Source organism: Bradyrhizobium arachidis (genome assembly GCF_024758505.1).
Lineage (GTDB): Bacteria > Pseudomonadota > Alphaproteobacteria > Rhizobiales > Xanthobacteraceae > Bradyrhizobium > Bradyrhizobium manausense_C.
On record NZ_CP077970.1, the window covers coordinates 2,975,227 to 2,993,480 of the forward strand.

Sequence of the window (18,254 nt, forward strand, 5' to 3'; positions counted from 1 at the left end):
ACGCTCCGCGTTGACGGCCTGTCGGATTCGGGGCGCTCATGCGTCACTCTGCCGGCGGCCGGCTCTTCTGTGCGAAATTGAGCCCGCCGACGACTTGCTGGGTCGGCAGGACTTCGAGGAAGGCGACATTCATGCGCGCCGGCGATCCAACCGCGAATGCGATCGAATTGGCGATGTCCTCGGGCTGGAGTGAATCATAGTCGTCGAAGAAGCGGCGCTTGGCTTCGGCCAGATCACCCAGCAGCCGTCCGAACACCTCCGTCTCGACCCGGGCCGGCGATATCTCGGTGACGCGAACCCTGGTTCCGTAGAGGTCAACGCGCAATTGCTGCGACAACGAATGAATGCCCGCTTTGGTGGCATGATACACGGTGTTTCCGCCGCCAAACGCGTAGTGGCCGGCGATGGAGGAGATGTTGACGACATGGCCAAGGTCGCGGCGCGCCATGCCCGGCACGATCAGCCGCGTCAGATGCAGCACCGCGCGCAGATTGACGTCGATGAGCGCATCGACATCCTCCGGCGTCGTGTCCAGGATATTGCCGCGCCGGGACTGGCCGGCATTGTTGACCAGGACGTCGAACTCGGCCGACTTCGCCAGGGCCGCGAGCGCGTCGAGGTCGCTGATATCCACAGCGCAGGCGTGGCATCCGGTCTCCGCGGATAAAGCGCTCAGGCGAGCGGCGTCGCGTGCCACGGCGTAAACTTGGAGCCCTTCCGCGCTCAGGCGGCGAACCGTCGCAGCCCCGATCCCCGAGGACGCGCCCGTCACCAGCGCCGTTCGATAGTCCGAAAATCCCATCCAAAGGGCTCCTCTGCTACCGTCCGACCTCCAAGGGCGTCGGCTGCGATGCGAGCGGCGGACGTGTTCATAGCTACCTATAGGCCCTCCGGGTTCCAGATGGTAAGAACGTTTCCTTCTGATCCCATAGCTTCAGCCTATCGCTGTTGGATTGCTCTCTGCCTGGATATCCGGAGGCTCCGTATTGGACACCAAACGTTTGGAGGCTTTCATCAAGGTCGTGGATCTCGGCAGCATGACGAGCGCGGCGAAGGTGCTGAATGTCGCGCAGCCGGCCCTGAGCCAGCACATTGCGAGCCTGGAGGCTGATTTCAAATGCAAGCTGCTCGACCGCAGCGCCCGCGGGGTCAAGCCCACCGAGGCCGGACGAATCCTCTATCGCTATGCCAAGTCGATCCAGCGGCAGATCGAGGAGGCCAGGCGCACCATTCTGGACAACAAGCCGGAGTTGACCGGCAACGTCACGATCGGCCTGGCCCCACTCAGCTCAGCGGCATTGCTCGCGACGCCGCTGCTGATGCAGGTCCGTGAACGCTTTCCCGGCATCGTGCCGCACATTTACGACAGCTCCGGGATCATGCTCAGCGAAATGATGCTGAAGGGGAGCATGGATATGGCTGTCCTCTACGGCGAGCGCCCGGTGACCGGTCTCGATTACAAGCCGCTGATGCGCGAATACTTTTACCTTGTCGCACCCCGCAGCATGTATCCGGAGCAGATGCCTCCGGAGGAAGTTTCGGCGGCGGAGGTCGCGCAATTCGACCTGCTTCTCCCATATCGGGAATCCTTCCTGCGACAGACGGTCGAGCGGGTCTGCGCGGAGGTGGGGCTCCGCCCGCGCATCGTCGCCGAGATCCATTCCCAATCGACCCTCTCTTCGGCGATTGCAGCCGGAGTGGGGGCGGCCGTGCTGCCCATGTCGATCGCAAAGGAGTTGCCGAACCTCGACGAGCTCTGCATTCGGCGGATCGATGCGCCGTCGGCCTCGCAGCAGATGTCGCTATGCATTTCCGATAACGCTGCCTTGTCCGACGCCGCATTCGCTGTTTACAAGATATTGCTCGAGATCATCGTCAAGACCTGGGGGCAGTTCGATTGTCCCCCCGGTTCGGCCGCCATCGCTGCGTCGCCGCTGAATGTCCCGAAGGACGAGCCATAACGAAACACGATGTGGCAATCCTAAAATCTGAAATTCTCCGATGTGAGACGGTCGACTATCTCAGGTGAAGCGCAGATTGCGGACCCTTGGAGGGACCATGGTTCACGTTGTCAGAACATTCGATCGGCCTGGTGCAGACCTCGTCGAGCGCATCAAGCAGTTTCCTCCATCCACTCTTCACGAGGCTCAGGGGCGATCGGGTGCGCTGACCTCCCGCATCAAGCCGATCTATTCCGGGATGCGCGCCTGCGGGCCGGCGCTGACGGTGAGTTGCCATCCGGCCGACAACATGATGTTGATCACGGCGATTTCGCTGGCCAAGCCGGGCGACGTGCTCGTGGTGAGCGCGGGCGATCATCCCGAGCAGGGCGGCTTCGGCGAGGTGCTGGCGACGGCCTGCGTTGCCAAGGGCATCGTCGGCCTGGTCACCGATGCCGGCGTTCGCGACGGTCTGGCGGTGCGCGACACCGGCTTCAACGTCTTCTCCTACGGCCTGTGCATGAAGGGCACCGTCAAGGAGACCCTCGGCTACATCAATCAGCCGATCGTCATCGGCGGAATTGCCGTCCGCCCCGGCGATATCGTGAGTGCCGACGACGATGGAGTCGTCATCGTGCCGAAGGAGAACATCGCCGACGTCTGCGTCAAGTCGGCGGCGCGCGAGGAGAAGGAAGCCGGCGTGATGAAGGCGCTCAAGGCCGGCGGCGACATCCTCGAACTCTCCGGCATCGGCAAGGTGCTGGAGTCCAAGGGCTGCACCTTCGCCTGAGCGGTCGCGCGCCGCAAGCGGGCAATGACGGGAGATCAGGTGTCAGCCATTCTCGGCTCGGGGGAGCATCGCTACCGCGTCGTCGACAACTGGGCGAAGCTGCCGGATGGTTTGCAGCTCACCGATGTTGCCTCCGTCGCGGTCGACAGCCGCGACCGCATCTACGTCTTCAACCGCGGCGCCCATCCGATGGTGGTGCTCGACCGCGACGGCAATTTTCTGCGCAGCTGGGGCGAGGGCCTGTTCTCGCGCGCGCACGGCCTTTCCATCGACGCCGACGACAATCTCTACTGTACCGACGACGGCGACCACACCGTGCGCAAATGCACCACCGACGGCAAGGTACTGCTGACGATCGGCATCCCCGAGAAGCCCGCGCCGTTCATGAGCGGCGATCCCTTCCACCGCTGCACCCACACCGCGCTGTCGCCGAAAGGCGAGATCTACGTCTCCGACGGTTATGGCAATGCGCGCGTGCACAAGTTCACGCCCGACGGCAAGCTGATCACGAGCTGGGGCGAGCCCGGCACCGACCCCGGCCAGTTCAACATCGTGCACAACATCGCGACTGACGCCGACGGCTATGTCTATGTCGCCGACCGCGAGAACCACCGCGTGCAGGTGTTCGACGGCAACGGCAGATACGAGACGCAGTGGAACAACCTGCACCGGCCCTGCGCGCTCTGCTGTTGCGGCGGGGCTAAGAACCCGACCTTCGTGATCGGCGAACTCGGCCCCGCCATGGCTGTCAACCGCAAGGTGCCCAATCTTGGCCCGCGGCTGTCGATCGTTGACGCGACGGGCAAGCGCATCGCGCGGCTCGGCGGCGAGGATGGCCCGGGACTAGCGAGCGGCAAATTCCTCGCGCCGCATGGCGTCGCCCTGGATTCGCGGGGCGACATGTATATCGGCGAGGTCGGCGTCACCGACTGGAAGACGAACTTCCCGGACGAGGACATGCCGGCCGTGGTCCGCACAACACGTTGCTTGCAGAAGCTGGAGCGCGTGAAGGACGTTCCCTGCTAGTGGCGAACCTCGAGGGACGGCCGAGTGATGCTCAACGGTGCGCCAATAGACCCGCGGTAAACACTCGTGGAATGACCGTACGACGGATCCCCCTTTGTCGCCGGATCAGCCCTAGGTGCGATGGGCAGGTGATTGATTGTTCTCAACCCGTGGCTGACTCTTAATCAGCGGGTCCAATGTTCGAGCCCTGGTGCGCCCACCAAGCTTTTCAATAGCTTGGATCCCACTCGCGACTGCCATTCCGACAAGCGGACAGCAGCTATTTCGACGAACCAGCTGCTCTCGTTGGCTCCTCGCTACGCTTCCTGGTGCCGGAGATCCTCTCGCTTTCGGGCGCCTGTACAGGGCTGGCCTAGCGCGCCGAATTTAACATCGGCGCTAATCAATAGGGGACTCTTCCGAGTATTCAAATTACATCCGCCCGGATACCCCGTATTATTCCGGTAGGCCTCTCGGCTCTCTGCCTTGGTTTACGGTTAATTCGATGATGGAGTCGGCTATCACTCTTATATTGCAAGGTTTTTACCTTCCGCTTGTGGAGCCCGCACGGTTTGTCGGATCGAAATTAAACATCCGGAACGGGTTAATTTGAAAACAATTATATATTAAATATTGACTAGGGTTGATATTTAATAAAGAGTTTATGAGGTGGCAGGTCGGTCGTCGTCCGCAGCCGCTGAAAGTTGCCAAGGTGTCTTGCAAATTCATCTTGAAAGAAGGGGTTTCTCCTATGTTGAAGTATTATATCGAGAGCAAGGAAGCGTTTAAGCGTTTGCGCGCCGACCAGGATGGCGTGGTGTCGTTCGAGTACATCATCGTCGCGGTTTGTATCGTTGGCGCAGTGGGTGCTGTGTTCGGTGGTGGCGCTGGTGGTCAGATCGGAGCGGCGCTGACGACCGGGATCACCGCTATCACTACCGCTTTCGCGACCGCCATCGCTGGTTGATACGACCATCTGACGCCAGAGGGGGGGCATCGGAATGTGTCCCCCTCTCGAATGATCTCTCTCTATTTTTAGTGTGCCTTCCACCTCTTTGAGGCATGCATTTTCATGAGCTGGGTTTCTTACATAATTTCAATATTGGAAATCCTGTTGTTGCTGTACGTCGCAACGCTCGATGTCGCGACCCGCTTGATCCGAAATGACGTCTGTCTGGTGCTGGCGCTCCTCGGGATCGCTGGTCAATTTGCAGGCCCGATGCAGCTTGTCGAATCTCTGATTGTCACGACGATCCTGTTCTTGCTGCTGTTCACGATTTACCAGCGCGGATGGATTGGCGGCGGCGACGTCAAGTTGCTGGTTGCTTTGTCGATTGGTCTGTCGCCGACAGGCGTGATTCAATTGTTGACGGTAACGTCGTTGGCCGGCGGCGTTCTTGCCCTGGTGCATCTGATGATGCGCGTCCTGCCGTATCCGAAGCTGGCGCCAGTCGGCTCGTCGCTCGCACGCCGCGTCTACGCGATCGAGCGGTGGCGCCACGTGCGACACGCTCCCCTACCTTACGGCGTGGCCATAGCGTGCGGTGGCATCTGGGCCATCTTGAGCAAAGGATTTTGACATGTCATCCGCGTTGCGTCTCTCAATCATCCTGGTGCTGTTGCTCGCAACCACTGCGCTCGGGCTGATCGCCTACAACATGAACCTCCCTAAACAGGCCCCGGTAGAGGTCGCTGCGGAGAAGGCGCCTCCGGTGCCGCCTACTGTCGGGTATTTTGTTGCGGCACGTCCGCTATCGAAAGGTACCTTGGCCCGGGAAGAAGATTTTGCAGTACGCTCGGTACCGCCTGAACGTCTTCCAGCAGGGGCGATCCTTGAAACGCCCGACTCGAAGATCGGACTTCCCGGCTCTCTGGTCCGCAAGTTCGTCGAGGCTGGCAGTCCGATCACCTTGCAGGACGTATTGCGACCGCGAGATCGGGGTTTCCTGGCCAGCGTCCTGGCACCGGATAGCCGTGCAATCAGCATCAAAGTGGACGAAGAGTCTGGCGTCGCGGGGCTGATCAGGCCGGGCGATCACGTTGATGTCTTATTGACCCAGGTGTTCGAGAAGGCGGATCCCGCGCGTCGGGCCCTAAGCGAAACAGTTCTGGGAAATGTTCGAGTCATTGCGATTGACCAGGAGATTGTGCAAGGCGGGCGAACCATAAGCTCGGTGGCCGGCAAGCAAGCGCAAACCGTGTCGTTGGAGCTTGCGCCAGACCAGGTCAAGAAGATCACGGTCGCAAAGCAGATGGGAACGCTCTCCCTGGCCGTACGGGCAGCAGTCGATCAGTGGGATACGGCAGACGCTGGCGCCATGTCCAGCTGCGACGTATCGCCGGAAATTGCTCGCCAGAATGCAATTGCCGGCCGGACTGCAGCGGTCGTCGTTCATGCCGGCGGCCAGGTCAAGCAATACTCGGTCAAGAAACAAGACATGGGTGATGGGGACACCATGGTCAACTGCGATGGGTCGGAAGTTTCCCGCCGGGGTGCGACGATGGTGGTTCAGGCAGGTAAGGTGCTGGAGAAACGTTGATGAGCGTTAACATTGCAGTCGTCAATTCGCCTGAAGAAGCGACATCTGTCGTAGCGCGCAATCGGATCGTCTGTTTTGTAGATGACGAGCTCAGTGCTGCCGCTCTGCGCAAGGGCCTCGAGGGCAGCAACATATCGATCAAGCGTGGCACGATCCGTCATGCCATACGGATGCTCGAAACCGACACCGACTTACTCGCGTTGGTGACAGACATCAGCGGTATCGATGATCCCTTCACCGAACTGGAAAGGCTGGCCGGCGTTTGCCCACCCGATGTCCGGGTGGCTCTGATCGGTGAGAGCAGGGAGATCACCTTCTATCGCGCGCTTATGGAGCTCGGCTTGACCGAGTACCTGCCGAGGCCGATCACGCGGGACATGGTGCTGGACCAGTTGCGCCCGAAGCTGCTTGGCGAGCTGGCACCGGGTCCGACCGACCGTGGCGGGCATGTGATCTCGATCTGTGGTGCGCAGGGCGGCGCCGGCGCGACCAGTATCGCCATCAATCTCGCGCTGCAGCTGGCCGAAACCACCAAGGCCAAGGTCGCGCTGCTCGACCTTCATCTGCAAGGGGGCGAAACAGCTGTCATGTTGGGTGTTCAGCCTGGACCAGGGCTGCGCATCGCTTTGGAGAACCCGATGCGGGCGGACACGTTGTTCCTTGAGCGCGCGGCAATCGAGGTCAACGAGCGGGTTTGCCTGATTTCTGCCGATGAGGAGCTGGATGCGCAGCTCGACATCACCGAAGCGGGCGTGAGGCACGTGCTGGGTCTATTGCGTCAGCGGTTCAACTACATCGTTGTCGATGTACCGGTACCGTTTCCGCCATCCATCCATCCAGTGATCACTCTTTCTCGTCACGTGCTGGTGCTGCTGGAAGCCGAGGTAACCGGACTTCGCAATGCCCATGCACTGCGCACTGCCGTCACCAACATCGCCGGCAAGGATCGGGTCTTTACCTTGCTCAACCGTGCCAACCGTGCCGGGGGTCTTCCCAGGGCTGCGATTGTCAAGGCTTTGGGCGCAGAACCAGACATGGTGGTACCCGATCTCGGCAAGGGGATGACCCAGGCGGTCAATCTCGGGATTCCAGCGCTGAAGCACGTATCAGGACTGCGACGTCACCTCGCACCGATCGTACGGGAGATCACGGGGCTCGGCGCCGAGCGGAAGGGAAGGCTGAGGAGGCTGCTCGGATTATGAAGACCTTTGGTCGGCGCGACGACGATACGCCAGCTAATTTGCCGGCAATGACGCCATTGCCTGCGTCGACGCCGAGCTTGCCTGCATCTGCGCCCAGGCACGAACCTTCGCCTCACCGGCCCCTGATGCCAGCCTCGCTCCGCGAGCGAGTCATCGAGCAGATTGAGCCGTCAGTTGCCGCGACTGTTTCGCGCGACGTCCTTCGGCGGCAGATCGAGGAAATCATCCATGGAATCGCCAACGAGGAACGGCTCGAACTGTCAGGTCGCGAGCAGCTTCAGCTGGCGGACGAGATTGCGGACGACATGACCGGCTACGGCCCGCTGCGTCCGCTTCTGCTCGATCAATCGATCAACGATATCATGGTGAACGGTCCGAGTAATATCTACGTGGAGCGAAACGGCAGGCTGGAACGAATTGCGGTCCGATTCCGCGACAATGATCATATCGCCTCCGTCGCTCAGAAGATTGCCGCGCAGGTTGGTCGGCGCGTCGACGAATCCAGTCCGATGGTGGATTGTCGCCTGCTGGATGGCAGCCGCGTCAACATCATCCTCCCGCCGCTAGCGATTCATAGTCCGTGCATCTCCATCCGAAAATTTCCAAGCCGCCGTTTGGATATCGCCGGATTGATCGAGAACGGCTCAATGACCGCGGCCATCGGACAATTGCTGGAGATCGCCGCCCGGTGTCGGCTCAATGTTCTGGTCTCCGGCGGTACCGGATCCGGCAAGACGACGCTCTTGAATGCGATGAGTCAGTTCATCGATCAAAGCGAACGCATTGTCACGATCGAGGATGCGGCAGAGTTGCAGCTTCAGCAGCCGCACGTGATCAGCCTGGAGACCCGGCCGCCCAGTCTCGAAGGCACAGGGCAGGTGACACAACGCGATCTGCTGGTGAATGCCCTGCGCATGCGTCCTGACCGGATCGTCGTGGGCGAGGTACGCAGCGCAGAAGCATTCGACATGCTGCAGGCGATGAACACCGGCCATGATGGTTCGATCTCCACGGTCCACGCGAATAGTACCCGGGATGCCCTGACTCGCATCGAAAACATGGTGCAGATGGGGCAGGTCAATCTACCGTCGCGCGCCATTCGAGCTCAGATCGTCGCTGCGCTGGATCTCATCGTGCAGGTCGAACGCATGCGGGACGGACAGCGCCGTATCGTTCAGATCAGCGAGGTTGTGGGCCTGGAGGGAGAGGTGATCACCACCAATGACATCGCCGCCTTTGAGTACCAGGATGAGGATGTGCATGGGCGGATAACGGGCACCTACAGGTCCAACCTTGCAGCCCCGAAATTCAAAAGCCGTCTTGTCTATTACGGGCTGGATGGAGCTTGGGCCGAGGCCATGAGGCAAGTATGATGCCGGAGTCCGTGATCATCACTGTTCTGGCGCTCGCGATGTGTGCGGCAGCCGTTTCGTTGTGGCTCGACGCTCGGGAAAGACGCATCGATCGCCAGCTGGCGGTTGCTCTACCAGCCTCGCACCCCGCTAACCTGCCGTCCATTCGCCGCTCGGAGACCGGGTCCCGGTCTCTGTTTCTCCATCGCCTGGCCAATTACAATTCCGAGATACCTTACACCTGGCATCCGGCCTATGTGCTGCTTGCCAGTGCCTTCGCAGCAGCAGCGATCCTCTACGCGAATCGCCTGCTCGGATATTCCGTTCTCTACGGGTGTATTGCCGCAGCAATCGCAGCCACCATCGTGATGCGAGGGCTGTTTGGATGGCAGCAACGTCGCGTCGCCCTTCAGCTTTTTCGACAGCTGCCGGATGCGATCCAGCTGGTGACGAGTACGGTTCGAACGGGTCTTCCTGTGCATGAAGCGTTTCGCGCCCTCGCGCGGGACATGCCGCAACCAACGGCTGGGCAGTTTGCCATCGTGTGCAGCGAAGTGAATCTGGGGAGACCTGCAGAGGAAGCTGTCGAAGCTGTGTATCGGCGAACGCAAGTGTCAGAGTATGCGATGTTTGCGGTGACGCTTGCAGTCCAGTTGAAGTCAGGTGGCAGCTTGGCCGAAACCTTACAGAACCTGGGAGACACTGTGAGGCAGCGTGTTGCGCTAGCTGCTCGCGCCAAGGCGCTGGCAGGAGAGGTGATCTTTTCCTCACGAGCGCTAACAATCTCCCCCTTGGTTGGAGGTGGGGTCCTATACGCGTCCAATCCGCAAACAGTTGATCTGTTGTTCACTGATCCGGTTGGAAACAAGCTGCTGGCTTACGCAGTAGTCTCAGTGCTTGTCGGAGCCTTGGTGATAAGTTGGATGGTCAGACGGGAAACATCACTATGACTTTTGGCCTCAGTCTGGTGGCTCTCGCATTGGCAGCTGGGACTGCGACCTGCCTGTTGATCATTCGCGAAATACACATTCGTACATTGGACGCGCGGGTGGCAAACGCCGTGATGGGCGTTGCTGGCGGGTCAGCACCCTTCCAGGACGTGACCAGTTGGTTTTCATGGCTCGGCATGCGGTATCGCCGCTTCTACGCTGAGGAAAATCTGGATCAACTACGAACGATCCTTCAATCGTCAGGTTTCAATCATCGTCGAGCGCTGCCGACCTGGATCGGTGTCAAGGCCGTCAGCATGTTCCTATGCCCAATCATCGCCGGGGGCGTCGCTTGGCTTTTCGGGAAAGTACTGACGGATGTGCTGGTCTTCACCCTCCTTGGCGTGATGATCGGAATTTTGGGGCCGCGATTGATACTGGCGGTGATGAAGCGGCGGTTTGATGCTGCCATCCGGCTGGGCACGCCGGATATGATCGACTTGCTGGTCGTGTGCAGCGAAGCGGGAATGGGCCTGGAGAGCGGGCTTGCACGTGTCGCGCAAGAAATGAGCGAGACCAATCCTTCTATCGCCCGGGTCTTGCACTGTCTTCTTGACGATCTCCGGATACTGCCAAATCGCAGCGACGCATTCGAAAAATTGGGAGCTACATCAGATGGGCTTCGCCGGTTCGGCACCATGGTCGCGCAAAGCCTGCAATACGGAACGCCGGTGGGTCAGGCTCTGCGGAGTATCGCTGTCGACCTCCGGCGAGAACGTATTACCAAGCTTGAAGAAAGAGCGCACAAGTTAGGCGCCAAGCTGACCATTCCGATGGTGTTGTTCCTGCTTCCAGCCATGTTCGTCATTTTGGGTGGAAGTCCCATTCTGCACCTCGTGCGTTCGTTTGCCAGCTTCGGTAAGTAGCCATGAGCACGGTTGCCCTGTCGAAAGCCTCCTCTTACGATCGGATGATGCAGCTGTTCGGCGGCATGTGGTTCATGCTGCTGGCACTTGGCGTCGCCATCAAGATTGGATCATCGGCTAATGATCCCTGGCCGTCGCTCTTGTCGAGTTTTTGCCTTGCTGTCTTCTACGTGCTCCTGGCGCTGTTGATCATCACGCGGTCCCCGGCAAAGGCGCAAGCGGAAGGTCTCCTCCCGAGAATAGCGGCGTTCGTCGGCACCTATATGCCGTGGACGATCGCCTTCTTCGGCAAAACCGACCAGGCGCTACCAAACCTGGCATCCACCGCTTGCGTGTTGATCGGCATGGTCATGATGCTGGTCACCATCCGACACCTCGGCAGGTCATTCAGTCTGGTGCCACAGGCGCGCAATGTGGTGCAGACGGGTCCGTACCGGTGGATCAAGCACCCACTCTACCTCGCGGAAGAAATCGCGGTGTTGGGCGTCGTGCTGAGAAACCCGACGCCGCTGACAGCGGTCTTGCTCGTCCTGCATATCGGCGTCCAAGTGTGCCGAATTCTTTACGAGGAAGACCTGCTTCGGCGCAATTGCCCTGAGTATTCCAGCTACGAAGAATCGCGTTGGAGAGTGATCCCTTACGTTTGGTGAGCGACTATGCGTGGCCGAATTGTCATGGACATGGTTCAAATCGCTACTGCGCGGACTCGGCGATCGGAAGTGGTAAGTATCGGTCGAGGTAGGCGCGCGCGTGCCGGGAATTCTTTCATCGCGGATCAGCGCGGCGCCGTCGCGTTCGAGACGATGATCGTTTACATTTTTTTGGTATCGTTCCTGCTTGTGCCGCTCGCCGACGTCGCCGCCGCGGGCTTCCAGTTTATCTCCGCGTGGAGCGCGTTGCGCTCCTTCGGGCAGTATGTGCAATACTATAATCCACTCGGCCCTGACGGCACGGTGACCTGGAGGCCAGGCCTACAGACGACAGTCGCCGGTCATACGATCGGCAACCTGCAGGTCAAATGCGGAGACGCAGGCGCTACCTGCTCGCCGGGCAATATTGCTTCTCCCAAGTACATTACGTTTTCGACAACCATCACTTTAACACCGATTGGGGCGCGCGCGCCTTTTTGGAGGTCGGTGCTGTGTCCCACCACTTGTACGTACACGCTGCGTTACTCAGAACGCTTCCAGTAGGGTGTTTCCATGCGTGATCTGCTCCGTTCCCAACGAGGCGCTGCCGCATTAGCAACAGCCATCGCCCTCGTGCCGCTGATCGGAGTGGTCGCACTCGGGGCCGAAGCCGGATCGTGGTACGTCACCCACAAGAACGCGCAAAACGCCGCCGACTCGGCGGCCTATTCGGGTGCCTTGCGGCTTTCATGCACGATCGCTGGCGCGACGTGTGACACGCAATCGGTGGATTATCGCGGCAAGGAATTCGCGGCACAGAACGGGTTTTGCAACTCAAATCCGCGGGATAGCACGGCTTATCCCGACACCACGTGTCCGTCCAGCCTTCCGACCAGAGTCTCGCGGGCCGTGCAGATCGACATCGGGGACTACAATGCGGGCACCTTCACAACGCCACCTGCAGGCAGCGGCAATGCCGTTCGTGCCAGGGTCAGCCAGCAACAACCGGCCTACTTGTCGGCAGTGCTGGGTTTTTTGACCATCAACATCCCAACCCAAGCCATTGCGCTGGTCCAGCAGCCCAACAAGGTGTGCGCCTTGGCGCTTGGACCTGACTCAGGCGCACTCAAGCTTGCTGGTAGCCTCAGCAACAACGGAACTGGCTGCGCGCTGATGTCGGACACCAGTGTTCAACTTGCCAGTTCTCCATCTTTCACGGGTACGGGATGGGCAGTTTATGGTGCAACTGGCTGTTCTCCAACCGGTACCTGCTCTAGTCTCACCGTGCCGCATAACTATTTCATGCCGTACGCGAACAATCCGCTCAGCAAGCTGGACACAAAATCGTTCAACAGCAGGACTGGCAATACAAACCCATCATGTCCTGTTCAGGCGGATGGGTGGAGGCATTGCACGCCGAATAGCTCGGGGAGCGGCGCTTACAGTGGTTTAACGGTGCAGAACGGCGACAAGTACGTTTTGGACCCGGGAACGTATTTCTTCTACAAAGCGACGATAAAGGTCACCGGCGGGCAGTTGAAAGGCACAGGCGTAACCCTCGTGTTGCTCGGAGACTCGCAGCTTACCATCAACGGGGGAACAGTTGATCTCTCCGCACCTGCCACGAACAGTTTCTCTTCTGATCTCAATGGCGTCCTGATTGATGATCAGGCTCCGAGCAAGACCAGCAACAAGGTCACCATAAACGGCAGTGGTCTGGTCAGCCTGGGCGGGGCCATGTACTTCCCCCACGTCGACGTGAACTGGAACGGAACAACTGCCAGCACGAATACGACCTGCTCGCAAGTGATCGCGAAAACGCTCGACATGAGCGGTGGCGCCTACCTGAGCACGGAGGGGTGTGATCCGGCCACCATCGTCTACACCCAAATTGTCGCTTTGGTGCAATGATGAGAAAGCTCGACAATCGCGGTGTCGCGGCGTTTGAATTCATCCTCGTGTTCGTGCCGCTTTTCACATTGATGTTCGTCATCATCGATCTCGGACGCTATGCGATCACGATGCAGTCCTTGCGGAAGCTCGCGAGCGCCGGCGCCCGAGCGGTCATGATCCAATGCTACACGCCTTACGTGGTTCAAAGCCCGCCGCAGTCGCCGGCCGGCTGCACCGGGGATCCCCTGTCCACGACGGCTAAGCAGAACGCGGCGCCGTTCCTGTATTTCGGCCATCTCACGCCGACGCTAACCGTGGGGGCCAGCGGCAACAGTTTGATCGTTACAGCGTCTCAAGCGAACTTCACCATGCTGATGCCGATATGGGGCACGGCCCTCAATGCGCCGAGCGCGTCCACCACCATTCCCTTCTAGTGGGAGTCGCCTGATTGCACCTGGATGCCGGAAAGCGGGGGGCGCCTTGCGCGGTCAGAGTTTCCGAAAATCGATAGACCTTGTCAGGTGGGTGCAAGACGCACTCCGGGGACGGTCACCTGCAGGAACGTTCCACGTCGGCAGAACTGGAGAGTTCCATGTCGGCAAATAAAGTGGTGCTTGCTGGCAACATCGGAAAGTTTTCTCTGGTGTCGCGGCGGTGCGGTAAGTGTCTCGCCTTGCAAGGCGATGGGATCAGGGATGATGATCTTGGTCCTACACACGCGGCGATGGAATCGTCTGCTGCGAGCCGAAGCCGGAGTTATGCACGCTGACGTGCATTACTGAGGTAACGGAATTGTAGTGGGGCAGCCTGTACGCTCTACGATGTGGCAGGCCAAGGAGAGTTGATAGGCGACGCGGACGTACTTTGCGGGGATGGTCGCGCGGCGAAGGGGAAGCAAGATGGGTGGCGGTCGCGTTTGGGGTTGGACGGGACGGAATCTTCTCTCGTCAAGCGTGTTAGCTCTTGGCGCCGGGCTGGCGTTGCTTCAGTCCGTTGATTGGGCGAGCGCTGCCGATCGGCGGTCAGGTGGCGGCGTCTTCGTCAGCGAAATGAACGATGTCCAGCGGGTCAAGGTCGTCGTCAACAAGTCACGCACCTTCAGAGTCGACTCGCCTTTTGCGACGATCGTCGCCGGCTCCCCTGACATCGTGGACGTGAAGTCGCTCAGCGATCACCTGATCTACGTCCAGGGCAAGCAGACCGGCACCACAAACGTCATACTATTTGACTCTTCGATGAAGCAGATCGGGATCCTCGACGTCGAGGTCGTGATCGATACCGGCAATCTGCAGCAGAACATCCGGAACAGCACGGGCGGGCAGGGTATCCGCGTGTCGGCTTCCGAGGGGCAGGTGGTGCTTAGCGGAACCGCGGCCGACGCGGTGACTGCCGAGCGCGCCATGGCGATCGCCACCAGCACGGTTGCGAAAGGGGGCGTCGTCGTCAACGCCATGAGTGTCGCGGCGCCGCAACAGGTGATGCTCGAGGTGCGCTTTCTCGAGGTGAGTCGGGAGGCCGGCCGCAACCTGGGCGTCAACCTTTATGCGGCGAATGCCAATGGCACTAACGTGGGCAATACCGGTCTTGGTTCAACTACGGCCGTCGGGCGGGCACCCATCGGCGGCGTCAATAGTATCACTAGGGCACCCACCACCGGCAACACTAGCACCCTTAGTAACAGCAGCACTTCTGTTGGCGCCAATCCTGCTGGCAGCCTTCCGATACTTGGAACATTGGGTACGCTTCTTGGCACTGCGGGCGGCGTAGCTCCGGCACCGTTCGGAAGCTTGTTGACCAGCATTATTAGGACCAGTGGCGGCGGCTCGGTAGACCTGCTGATCTCTGCATTGGAAACCAAAGGATTGGCTCGCAGGTTGGCGGAGCCAAACTTGACCGCGCTTTCCGGCGATCCCGCCCGCTTCCTGGCCGGCGGTGAGTTTCCAGTACCGATACCAACCCAGACGACGAACGGTTTTCCCACCATCACGATCGACTACAAGAAGTTCGGTGTGGAGCTCGCCTTCGTCCCCACCGTTCTCTCGCGCGGCGTGATCAACCTTCGGGTCGAGCCGTCGGTCAGCGAGCTTGATTTCGCCAATGCGGTGACGATCCAGGGGACCACCATTCCAGCGCTCACCCGCCGCGATGCGCGCACGACGGTAGAACTGCGTGACGGTCAGAGTTTTGCAGTCGCCGGCCTACTGCAGACCCGCAATCGCCAGGAGGTTTCGCAATTGCCCTGGATCGGCTCGGTGCCCGTGCTTGGAACCTTGTTCAGCAGCAAGTCGTACCAGCAGGAGGAAACCGATCTCGTGATCATCGTGACGCCGCGCCTGGTCGCGCCGGCGGCGCCCGGTCAGCAACTCGCTTCGCCGCTCGATTCACGCCTGCCGGCCAACGACGTCGATTTCTTCCTCAATGGCCAGATGGAAGTCCGCAAGCGTTACGATGACTACGTCAATTCCGGTGGTGAGGTGAAGGGCCCGTACGGGCACATCATCGCTCCCGAGGTCAGGGCGCGCGTTCCGGCACCGGCCGCCGCGGCCGAGCAGCCGGTCGTAAAGACCCTCAACTAGAGGAGCGAGAGATGGCCATAAGGAATCTGGTTCTGTTCGCGCCCATTCTGCTCGGGGGATGTTACGGCCTTGCCGGTCATGACGAGATGGACCGCTACGTCCAGCGTTCCGATACGATCACGATGAGCGCCGGCAACGCCAAAGAGGTCAACGCCGCGACCCACACAATCCATCCCTGGCCGCGATACGTCGGCGATCGCAGGATCGCATACGACGCTCGGCGCGTGGGTGCCGCGGTCACACGCTATGGCAAAACGCAACAGCCGGTGGATCAGCTTCCCGACATAGGCGATCCGACGAGGCAAATGGGCGTGCGGACGACGCCGACGCAGAACGTCAACATAGAAGGATTGGGAGCTGGTTCGACTGCCGGTGTATCGGTGCCGGTCGGCGGACCAGCAGCTGGCAGGTAAAGGGGCGAAGGGGCCTTAGCTTGAGTAATTTAGCAATGATATTTCCATGAGGCCGCTGAGTCGGGTGGGGACAGTGCTTATGCGGCGCATCATCTTAATGCTGACCTGTTGCGTGTTGGGGACAGGCCTCGCGGCGTGTGACTACACAACGCGGGAGGCCGCCATCGTGGCCCCCGTGGATCCGCCCGGCGGCGACCCCGTGCAGGAGCCGACCGACGTCAAATACTACCCTTCGGACGAACCCGTGCGGCTGGGGCTGGAGCATTTCAACCGCGGCAGTTACGGGCTCGCCCAGCGCTATTTCAAGGACGCCGTCGAGAAGTCGCCCAAGGACGTGACGGCTTGGATTGGGCTTGCTGCGAGCTATGATCGGATACGTCGTTTCGACCTGGCTGACCAGGCGTATGCGCAGGCAATCCGGCTGGGCGGCGAAACCGTTCAAGTCCTGAATGATCAGGGATATTCGTACATGCTGCGCGGCAATCTGAGTGCGGCGCGACGAAAATTTGAGAAGGCCTATACGCTCGATCCAGGCAACCCGGTTATCGCCAATAACCTCGAGCTTCTCAACGGTAGTCGCAGGTTCATCGAAAGGCCGCCGAATAATCAGCCATGAACGGCATCGAGGATGCCAGCATTCAGGTCTAGTTCGGCCCAAGCACAGCGTCAGCCCGACGGCTGTCCTTTTTGACGATGATGATCGCACCGTTGCGGATTGCAAATCTGGCTCCGATCAATTTGGGCACCTTCTCTGTGACAGGTGAAGGAAGGGGGATGGTTGGGCCAGTGATGGGGTCCCCCACGTTCATGGGCGCACTTGCCGGACCCGCAGACTGAGCTGGCTTGATGTAGTCTCGTATGAGCCGGATCTCGTCGGGCGAGAGATTCAGGGGGGCTTCTTGCGCCAGAATGTCTGCGGACTTGGCCCGCTCGGTGTTGGCTCTTTCCTCGAGCTGTCTGGCCCTCTCAGCCTGATCGATGCGCGTCGATCGTTCCTTCAGCGAAAGCACCTCACGCTGCAAGTAAGCGATCTCTGATTTCATGGACCTGAACTGCATCACCACGGCAGCGGCCCCGGCGCAGACGGCGAGCAGCATGACGCTTAGGATCGCAATGACGGCGCCGATGGTGTTTCGGCTTCGCTTTTCCATTTTCTTGTCCGGAGGATCGTATTCCAGATGCTTGCGCCAGAGCGCACCGAATCGCCGGAACTTGACAGCGATTGTCGCGAACATACTGCTTTTCGTGGAGCGGATGTCTGGCCGCACTTCAGCAGCAGATCCGAAGCCATGCAACAGGGAGGACGGAGCAAGAGATGTCGCGCGAACAACAGCCGAACTTTGATCATCCGTCGAGCTTCTATCGTCACTGATATGAGGTGAGACCTGTCTCAACTCATTCAGCGTATTCAATACCGATCGTCCGGCCTCGGTGATCCGCAAGCCATCACCATCGGGAGTCACAAGTCCCGCTTCGAGAAGGTCGATATCCTCGAGAGCTTCTTCGTCTGGCAGCGGCTCGCCTTGAAAGCGTATGACGTTCGCTTCAAGATCTCGTTCAATGTCCTCAAGGCTCGCACGTCCCAGCGGGCGCGCGACGAGTAGAGCCAGAACTGCGAGGTTGGACTTCACGGAGCTCACGGGTCCCGCGGCGGCTGCTGCGTCAGATCCATGCCGCCGAAATCAAACTCGCCTCGAGATTGCTACCGCGATTAGCGGTCAGCTGGGGACTTGAGTCAAGCGGTCCCCCGGTCCTCAGGATCCTGAGGCCGGCCCCTCCGGTCGTCGCGAATCCGATCGCGCACACACGATATCACTCCCTTTCGCACGAACTGCGGACGGCAACCCCTCCGGTCAAGGGCGTAAAGCGGCTCTCGCTCAGGACTCGCGATTGATGAGAGATCGTCGCTTTGGCTGGTGGGGAAAGGCAGTCGTGCTCCAGCGACTTGCACCTCCGACATTCTAGGAGTTCGCCCGAGAGGGCTGGGAGCCGGCCACTTCAACAAAAAGGGAAAATCCACCCCGTGCAGCAGGCTCGATCGACCGCGCGGCGCGTTCAG

19 protein-coding genes are annotated in these 18,254 nt (G+C 60.0%); 17 read left to right on the forward strand and 2 right to left on the reverse strand.

The features are described from left to right. Positions 1–43: 43 nt before the first annotated feature. The gene (locus tag KUF59_RS13225; RefSeq protein ID WP_212457012.1) at positions 44–802 is read right to left on the reverse strand and encodes an SDR family oxidoreductase; all 759 of its coding nucleotides are present in this window, start codon (positions 800–802) and stop codon (positions 44–46) included. A gap of 220 nt (positions 803–1,022) precedes the next feature. Here KUF59_RS13225 and KUF59_RS13230 point away from each other — a divergent pair, with 220 nt between their 5' ends. From KUF59_RS13230 to KUF59_RS13310, 17 genes are all read left to right on the forward strand, one after another. After that, the gene (locus KUF59_RS13230) at positions 1,023–1,961 is read left to right on the forward strand and encodes a LysR substrate-binding domain-containing protein (RefSeq protein ID WP_212457011.1); all 939 of its coding nucleotides are present in this window, start codon (positions 1,023–1,025) and stop codon (positions 1,959–1,961) included. Between the two features lie 97 nt (positions 1,962–2,058). Further along, the gene (locus KUF59_RS13235; protein WP_212457010.1) at positions 2,059–2,730 is read left to right on the forward strand and encodes a 4-carboxy-4-hydroxy-2-oxoadipate aldolase/oxaloacetate decarboxylase; all 672 of its coding nucleotides are present in this window, start codon (positions 2,059–2,061) and stop codon (positions 2,728–2,730) included. A gap of 39 nt (positions 2,731–2,769) precedes the next feature. Continuing rightward, positions 2,770–3,756 (forward strand): peptidyl-alpha-hydroxyglycine alpha-amidating lyase family protein, encoded by a 987-nt coding sequence (locus KUF59_RS13240; RefSeq protein WP_258769549.1) that lies wholly within the window; start codon positions 2,770–2,772, stop codon positions 3,754–3,756. A 643-nt stretch (positions 3,757–4,399) separates the two neighbouring features. Further along, positions 4,400–4,702, forward strand: coding sequence for a hypothetical protein (locus KUF59_RS13245; RefSeq protein ID WP_309500975.1), 303 nt, complete (start codon positions 4,400–4,402; stop codon positions 4,700–4,702). Between the two features lie 105 nt (positions 4,703–4,807). Then, positions 4,808–5,314: an A24 family peptidase gene (locus KUF59_RS13250; protein WP_212461604.1), complete on the forward strand. Its 507-nt coding sequence runs from the start codon at positions 4,808–4,810 to the stop codon at positions 5,312–5,314. Between the two features lies 1 nt (position 5,315). Continuing rightward, complete coding sequence (gene cpaB, locus KUF59_RS13255; RefSeq protein ID WP_212461605.1) at positions 5,316–6,275, forward strand: Flp pilus assembly protein CpaB; 960 nt, start codon at positions 5,316–5,318, stop codon at positions 6,273–6,275. After that, positions 6,275–7,477 (forward strand): CpaE/TadZ family protein, encoded by a 1,203-nt coding sequence (locus tag KUF59_RS13260; protein ID WP_212461606.1) that lies wholly within the window; start codon positions 6,275–6,277, stop codon positions 7,475–7,477. Before cpaB ends, KUF59_RS13260 begins: the two co-directional genes overlap by 1 nt. Further along, positions 7,474–8,850, forward strand: coding sequence for a TadA family conjugal transfer-associated ATPase (locus KUF59_RS13265; RefSeq protein ID WP_212461607.1), 1,377 nt, complete (start codon positions 7,474–7,476; stop codon positions 8,848–8,850). The genes KUF59_RS13260 and KUF59_RS13265 overlap by 4 nt, the downstream gene beginning before the upstream one ends. After that, positions 8,847–9,779: a type II secretion system F family protein gene (locus tag KUF59_RS13270; RefSeq protein ID WP_212461608.1), complete on the forward strand. Its 933-nt coding sequence runs from the start codon at positions 8,847–8,849 to the stop codon at positions 9,777–9,779. The genes KUF59_RS13265 and KUF59_RS13270 overlap by 4 nt, the downstream gene beginning before the upstream one ends. Next, positions 9,776–10,684 (forward strand): type II secretion system F family protein, encoded by a 909-nt coding sequence (locus KUF59_RS13275; protein WP_212461609.1) that lies wholly within the window; start codon positions 9,776–9,778, stop codon positions 10,682–10,684. Before KUF59_RS13270 ends, KUF59_RS13275 begins: the two co-directional genes overlap by 4 nt. 2 nt (positions 10,685–10,686) lie before the next feature. Next, positions 10,687–11,334, forward strand: coding sequence for a methyltransferase family protein (locus KUF59_RS13280; RefSeq protein ID WP_212461610.1), 648 nt, complete (start codon positions 10,687–10,689; stop codon positions 11,332–11,334). A 24-nt stretch (positions 11,335–11,358) separates the two neighbouring features. Next, positions 11,359–11,877, forward strand: a complete 519-nt coding sequence (locus tag KUF59_RS13285) for a hypothetical protein (RefSeq protein WP_258769551.1) — start codon at positions 11,359–11,361, stop codon at positions 11,875–11,877. A gap of 9 nt (positions 11,878–11,886) precedes the next feature. Beyond that, a complete protein-coding gene (locus tag KUF59_RS13290; RefSeq protein ID WP_212461612.1) occupies positions 11,887–13,224 on the forward strand; it encodes a pilus assembly protein TadG-related protein in 1,338 nt (445 codons plus the stop codon). Continuing rightward, positions 13,221–13,640 (forward strand): TadE/TadG family type IV pilus assembly protein, encoded by a 420-nt coding sequence (locus tag KUF59_RS13295; RefSeq protein WP_212461613.1) that lies wholly within the window; start codon positions 13,221–13,223, stop codon positions 13,638–13,640. The genes KUF59_RS13290 and KUF59_RS13295 overlap by 4 nt, the downstream gene beginning before the upstream one ends. Positions 13,641–14,105: 465 nt before the next feature. Beyond that, positions 14,106–15,782, forward strand: coding sequence for a type II and III secretion system protein family protein (locus KUF59_RS13300; protein WP_212461614.1), 1,677 nt, complete (start codon positions 14,106–14,108; stop codon positions 15,780–15,782). 11 nt (positions 15,783–15,793) lie between these two features. Further along, positions 15,794–16,195, forward strand: a complete 402-nt coding sequence (locus tag KUF59_RS13305; RefSeq protein ID WP_212461615.1) for a hypothetical protein — start codon at positions 15,794–15,796, stop codon at positions 16,193–16,195. Positions 16,196–16,274: 79 nt separating this feature from the next. After that, positions 16,275–16,811, forward strand: coding sequence for a tetratricopeptide repeat protein (locus tag KUF59_RS13310; RefSeq protein WP_249140700.1), 537 nt, complete (start codon positions 16,275–16,277; stop codon positions 16,809–16,811). 28 nt (positions 16,812–16,839) lie between these two features. On the opposite strand, the gene KUF59_RS13315 is transcribed toward KUF59_RS13310, so the two are convergent. Further along, positions 16,840–17,826: a hypothetical protein gene (locus KUF59_RS13315; RefSeq protein ID WP_212461616.1), complete on the reverse strand. Its 987-nt coding sequence runs from the start codon at positions 17,824–17,826 to the stop codon at positions 16,840–16,842. Between the last annotated feature and the right edge of the window lie 428 nt (positions 17,827–18,254).